The sequence below is a fragment of the Fimbriimonadaceae bacterium genome (assembly GCA_019638775.1).
In the GTDB taxonomy this organism is placed as follows: Bacteria; Armatimonadota; Fimbriimonadia; order Fimbriimonadales; family Fimbriimonadaceae; genus JAHBTD01.
This window is the reverse complement of sequence record JAHBTD010000057.1, coordinates 1-5,618: the sequence shown is the minus strand read 5'-3', so window position 1 is coordinate 5,618 and position 5,618 is coordinate 1. Positions and strand designations below refer to the sequence as shown.

Annotated in this window: 7 protein-coding genes and 1 pseudogene; 2 read left to right on the top strand and 6 right to left on the bottom strand. The window is 60.6% G+C overall.

Features of this window, described 5'->3' with window-relative positions:
* Positions 1 to 130: 130 nt before the first annotated feature.
* Positions 131 to 922, top strand: a complete 792-nt coding sequence (locus KF784_19470; protein MBX3121245.1) for a ZIP family metal transporter — start codon at positions 131 to 133, stop codon at positions 920 to 922.
* On the top strand, positions 895 to 1,209 hold the full coding sequence (locus KF784_19465; GenBank protein MBX3121244.1) for a hypothetical protein: 315 nt from the start codon (positions 895 to 897) through the stop codon (positions 1,207 to 1,209). Before KF784_19470 ends, KF784_19465 begins: the two co-directional genes overlap by 28 nt.
* 37 nt (positions 1,210 to 1,246) lie before the next feature.
* Here the strand turns inward: KF784_19465 and KF784_19460 are convergent, their stop codons facing one another.
* The 6 genes and pseudogenes from KF784_19460 to KF784_19435 form a co-directional block, all read right to left on the bottom strand.
* Positions 1,247 to 1,972 (bottom strand): ZIP family metal transporter, encoded by a 726-nt coding sequence (locus KF784_19460; GenBank protein MBX3121243.1) that lies wholly within the window; start codon positions 1,970 to 1,972, stop codon positions 1,247 to 1,249.
* 3 nt (positions 1,973 to 1,975) lie between these two features.
* On the bottom strand, positions 1,976 to 2,302 hold the full coding sequence (locus KF784_19455) for a cupin domain-containing protein (GenBank protein ID MBX3121242.1): 327 nt from the start codon (positions 2,300 to 2,302) through the stop codon (positions 1,976 to 1,978).
* A pseudogene (locus tag KF784_19450) lies at positions 2,274 to 2,611 on the bottom strand (substrate-binding domain-containing protein). The gene KF784_19455 and the pseudogene KF784_19450 overlap by 29 nt, the downstream one beginning before the upstream one ends.
* A gap of 55 nt (positions 2,612 to 2,666) precedes the next feature.
* A complete protein-coding gene (locus tag KF784_19445) occupies positions 2,667 to 3,710 on the bottom strand; it encodes a c-type cytochrome (GenBank protein ID MBX3121241.1) in 1,044 nt (347 codons plus the stop codon).
* 40 nt (positions 3,711 to 3,750) lie between these two features.
* Entirely contained in the window at positions 3,751 to 4,764 is a 1,014-nt protein-coding gene (locus KF784_19440) for a histidinol-phosphate aminotransferase family protein (protein MBX3121240.1), read from the bottom strand.
* Positions 4,761 to 5,261 carry a DUF2202 domain-containing protein gene (locus tag KF784_19435; protein MBX3121239.1) on the bottom strand — a complete coding sequence of 167 codons (501 nt, stop codon included), beginning with the start codon at positions 5,259 to 5,261 and terminating at the stop codon, positions 4,761 to 4,763. The genes KF784_19440 and KF784_19435 overlap by 4 nt, the downstream gene beginning before the upstream one ends.
* Positions 5,262 to 5,618 lie beyond the last annotated feature (357 nt).

The following is a 5,618-nucleotide window of genomic DNA, read 5'->3' as shown; positions in this document are numbered from 1 at the left end:
CTACTCCTTTTGGCTGATGTCTCCATGGTGAACCGGGAATACGATTCATGCTAACACATGACCGGACACGTCGCGCCGACAGGACCATCCGTATGCCTCGTGCCAAGGAAACCTTCCAGGAGAGCTTGCGATGGACTCACTCCCTGCCTCCTCCATCTCAGTGATGGTGCTTGCCGTCCTATCAGGTGGCACGACGCTCATCGGCGCCTCACTCGCCATAACTCTTGGCGAGAATCCCCGCATGATCGCGATGGGTATCGGATTCTCAACCGGTATCATGGTCCTGATTTCGCTCTGCGAACTGGTGCCGGAAGCCTTGAGGATTGTGGGGCCGGGGACGACGAGCCTGTCGGTCGGCCTGGGAGCCGCGCTGATTCTGACCCTCCATATCCTCATGCCGCACATCCATCTGGGACAAGACTCGACAGCGCCGGCCAGGGAACTACGAGCCGCCTACCTCATTGTGTTCGGTCTGATCCTGCACGACGTCCCGGAAGGTTTTGCGATGGCCAACGCCTTCTTGTCTTCGCCGTCTCTCGGGCTACTGGTTGCACTGTCGATCGCCATTCACAATATTCCCGAGGAGTTCGCCATGGCGGTCCCCGCCGTCGCCGTCAAAAACCGGGCGCTCCTATTCAAAGCGGCGGTGCTTTCGGGACTCGCGGAACCGGTCGGCGCCATGCTTGGCTTGGTGGCAGTGCATTTGAACCCCGCACTCAATCCGTCCTTTATGGCCTTCGCGGCCGGCGCGATGGTCACGGTCTCCGCCTTCGAGCTCATCCCACTGGCCGGAAAATATGGCAGGATGGGATCCTTCGCACTAGGCGTTGCCGGCAGTGTCCTGGTCTACTTGGCCCTACAGGCTCTATTTCCGCATGAAAGGAGTGAGATCTCATGGCTTTCCATACCTACCGCACGATGACCGAGGCGGTGAAAGGGCTCCAGGAGCGTGGGTTCACGGCAAACTTCGAGTTTGCCGCGGGGCTCGTTCACGACGTGACCAGCAGGCGTACGTTTCGGGCCGACGAGTTGACGATCGTTGAGCACCACCGTTTCGAAGGAAGCTCGGACCCGGACGACATGTCCGTCTGTTATGCACTGGAAGCGCGCGACGGAACTCGAGGGGTCTTCGTCGATGCCTACGGAACATATGCAAGCCCCGAGGTGAGCGAGTTTCTGACCCGTATCCCCATCCATGAAGAGAATTAGCGCGGCCGCTGCCGGCCGCAGATTCCCGGCGGTCCCGCTAGCCGTTACTCACGATGATGCCGGCCGCCACCAGTATCCCGGCGGCCAGCGCGATGAGACTGTACTTGGCCGACTCCCGCTCCGCTTGAGGAAGCAGATGTGTCGCCCCCACATAAATGAGAGCCCCGGCCGAAATCGACAACAGAGTTCCCAGCAAGGATGGGTCAATGCGGCTGATCATCGGGTACGACAGCAGGGTCCCCAATGGTGTGCTGACGGCGGCAGCCAGGAACGCGAGCCACAACGATTGCTTCGAACTGCCGCCGCCCCGAAGGAGCAAGAGATAGGTAATGATCCCCTCAGGAAACTCATGGAGCACCATACCGATGGCAGCAAGGGCTCCGGTGAGCATGCTGGCGCTAAACGTAATCGAATAGACGACGCCGTCCAGGAACGAATGGAAGCCGATCCCCAACAGCGGCACCAGCCCAATGGCGAACTCGGGATTCTTGTCGCAGACATAGGCCGTGAGAAACCGGTTGAACAGATGCATGAAGACATAGCCGGCGAGCAGGTACAGAGGCGCCTGCTCGTTCATCCCAAATGATTTTGGAATGATGTGCAAGAAGGACACGGAGATCAGGACACCCGCCGCAAAACACGAAAAGTAGGTACTGTTCCTGCGTCCCCATTTCTCGAAGTGGCGAATGACATAGATCCCGATCGTCGTGACCAGCGCAGCGAGTAGGCTGGCGGAGAGGGGGACCCACAGACCTGATACCATCGGTTACCCAGACGCCGCATCGTAGATCATGAGAATGGTGGCGCCCTCCTTCGTCAAGATGGCCGACACATCGGCATGTTCCGGCATGAGCCGATAGGCGCCTCGTCCCAGCGTCTTCCCTTCCGTCTCGCATTCCCCTTCGAGCACATAGTGCTGCACGGGGGCAACATGGCTATGCGGCAGGACCTGCCCTCCGGCCGGCAACCGGACGATGATGGTCTTGGCCTTCCCCTTGCCCTCGTCCCGCAATACCGTCACCTCGCCCTTGCCGGGGAATTCCCGCAACGCTTCCCACAACAGGTCACCGGGATACCGGACAAGATCTTTCATGGTTGCCTCCTGTCGGTTCGGCATCAGGATAACGGGGCGCAGCCGCCGCCTCATCGACCGCTCCCTCCATCGCGGCAATCAGGTCCGTCATCATGAACTCTGAACCCGAATAGATGAGATCGGCCTCGGACTTGGCCTTCGCCAGCCACTTGGCGGTCGGACCAGCCGTCACCTCAACCTGAATGCCGGTGGTTCGACTGAACTCCGCCGCCGCCTCTCGCAGGGCCGGAGCCGGCCCCCGGGACCGTATACATGCAGGACCTCCTGCGCGGTCACAGACCCGGCATCGAAACACAGGGCGACCACCATCCACACCCACCAGCCTCTGCACCGTGCCATGAGTCGCGACTCCTTCAGCGCCAGGTCATTGCGGCAATTTCGGCATCTCGAACTTGATCGGCTCCCCCGCCAGCGCCTTCAGAAACGCGACCAAATCCGCCTTGTCCTCCTTCGTCAACCCGAGCGGCTTCACCATCGGACTCAGATGCGGATTCGACCCGCCTCCCTGATCCAGGAAATCGATCACCTCTTCCAGCGTCTTAAAGACACCGTCATGCATGTAGGGAGCGGTCTCGGTGATGCTCCGAAGCGTCGGGGTCTTGAACGCTCCTTTATCCTGTTCCTGCCTGGTGACATAAAACCGGCCGAGGTCCTCTTTCATCGGCCCGGCTTGGGGCACGCCAAGATTGTGAAACTGATTGTCGGTGAAATTCGGCCCGTTGTGACAGAGCACGCACCGGGCCTTCCCCTTGAACAGCCCCATTCCCCGCACTGCCGACTCGTCCATGGCCTTCGCATCCCCCAGCACATACTTATCGAAGGCGGAATTGGTCGACACGACCGTCCGCTCGTAGGCGGCGATGGCCTCGGCAAGGCTTTGGAGATTGACGTCTGTGCCGAACACCGCCCGGAATTGCTGTTGATATCCCTTGATCTTGGCCAACTTTTTCACGACGTGCTCGAGCACCTCGGCCATCTCCACGGGATTGGCGATCGGCCCCAGCGCCTGCTCCTCCAGCGATCCGGCGCGTCCATCCCAAAACTGGAGCGGAATGAGTCCCGTGTTGTAGACGGTCGGCGCCTGGCGGCCCCCGATGCCTCCACCCACTCCGATCGATGTCTGGCGCGGATCGGCGAAACCGGTAAACGGATTGTGGCAAAAGGCGCAGGAGATCGCGTTGTTCTTGGAGAGCCGCCCATCGAAATAGAGTTGTTTCCCCAAATCGACTTTGGCCTTGTAGTTGAGGTTCGTGGCTGGAATCGGCACGACCGTCGGCAGGGGTGCGATGTCAGGGACGGTCACGCCGTCCACCACGACCGTCCCGGCCGAGACCGGCGATTCCGCCTGCGACTGTGTCGCCAGAAACCCCACACCGGCCAACAGGGTCGCCGCCAGCCCGCCGAGCATCACACACACATATCTCCGTCCGTCCATCATCTCTCCTCCTTTAATAGGCCTCCGCCAACACCGCCCGCATCGCATCGAGGAACCGCCGGTTGTCCGCCGGCAAGGCCGTCGTCACACGCATGAATCCGGGACCGAGCATGCCATCGTTCAGTGCCTTGATCAAAATGCCCTGCTCACGTAACTTCGCGGCCACGACGGATGCGTCGTGCGGCGCCACATCCGCGAGAAAAAAATACGTTTCAGAGGGATACGTCTTCACACCGATCGTTGTCAATTCGCCCGCCAACTCCTCGGCCCATCCCCGCAACTCGACCGCCCGCGCTCGAATCTTCTCTTCATGCCGTAACGTGGCGACCGCCGCCGCTTCGCTCGGTCTGGCCAAGGGATAGGCATCGTTGTGATGATTAAGATCGTTGGCCAACGGTTCGGGAAGAATCGCATACCCGACCCGAAACCCCGCCAAGCTGTGGGCCTTCGAGAGCGTACGCGTGACCAGCAGGTTCCGATAACGCGGCACCCACGAGGCCACTGACTGACCGGCCATGCCGACGAAGGCTTCATCCACCAGGAAATGCGTCCGCGGATAACGAGCCAAGAGATCAGGGAGCGGCGTCATATCGAAGGTCCCGCCATTGGGATTATTCGGATTCACGATCGCCACGAGCGTCGTATCCGGCGGAATGCTCAGTTTGGCCAGATCGAACGAAAAATTATCCCGCGGCAAGAGGCGTGTCTCCGTGTAGGATTCTGCAATCTCGGGGAAGAGCACATAGGTCGGCGTCAGGAAATGGACGCGTTGACCGAGCCTCCCGAACAGTTGGCGAAGGATCAGTTCCGACCCGGCATTGACATGAATCAGCCGTTCGGGAACACCGATCTGCTCGCTCAATACGCGGCGAAGCGGCGCCGAGTAGGCTTCCGTATAGTAGTTGCTCCGGACCAGTTCCTCCTGTGCGGCGACCATCGCTTCGTCCAACGGCGGGAGCGGATTCTCGCAAAGCAGCATCTTGATGCCGGCAAATGCCCCGCCGCCTTTTTCGAGCAATGAGGTCATGTAGTCCTCCCCTGACGACGGAGTCGTTTCGGACCGGACCGGGCCGGCGGCGTCTGCTGCGGCCCTCTACCGGAACCCTCTCCCAGCCCTGCCTCGCCACCCCGTGCGACACAGCGTTCAAACGCGGGCAAATGGGCCTCCCGTGACCTGGCTTGGAGGCGTTGAAAGAGGCTCCTCACATCAGGCTCATGCGTCTCGCGCAGAAACCGATCGTACATCGCGATATTTTCGAGCTCTCCCTCGACGCCGGCTCGGCAGGCCTCCAGAATCGATCGCGGCGGCTCAAGCGTTGTGCCCCAATCATCGTTCGGGAGGGGAATCCCATAGCGGGCGCACAGCGCTTCGACCGCTCGTGCATGCGTATGCTCGGCCTCCACGATATTGATGAACGGCCGCACCGGACCGAATGTCTTGATCACCAGCCGATAGAAGGCCCGCGCCTTATACTCGTCGTCGAGCGCCTGGAGAATCATGGCCTTGGTCTTCTGATCGATCATGGACGCCCCTCATGACGTATGCGGGAGGCGGCAGGACCCTGAACGGACTGTTCCCCTTGCGTCATGTACCCCGAATTTCCGGCAAGGCCATCGACACCACAACCCCGGATGTTGCGCACATCGTACGCACGCAGCGGCGACATCCGGTGCAGCCGCTGCATACGGATTCCGCCCTCCGTTACTTGTGATTGGACATGTGCGCCGTCACGCGAAGCGCATAGGTCAGCGCCCCCATGGTCGCCAATTCGGTCTCACGCGTGCCGAGCGCGGCTCTCGGACCAATACTCAAGGCACGATGCCAAATAATGCGGCGCTCACTCGGGTATCGGGATCGAAATCAGGACTGCGCCGAGCACG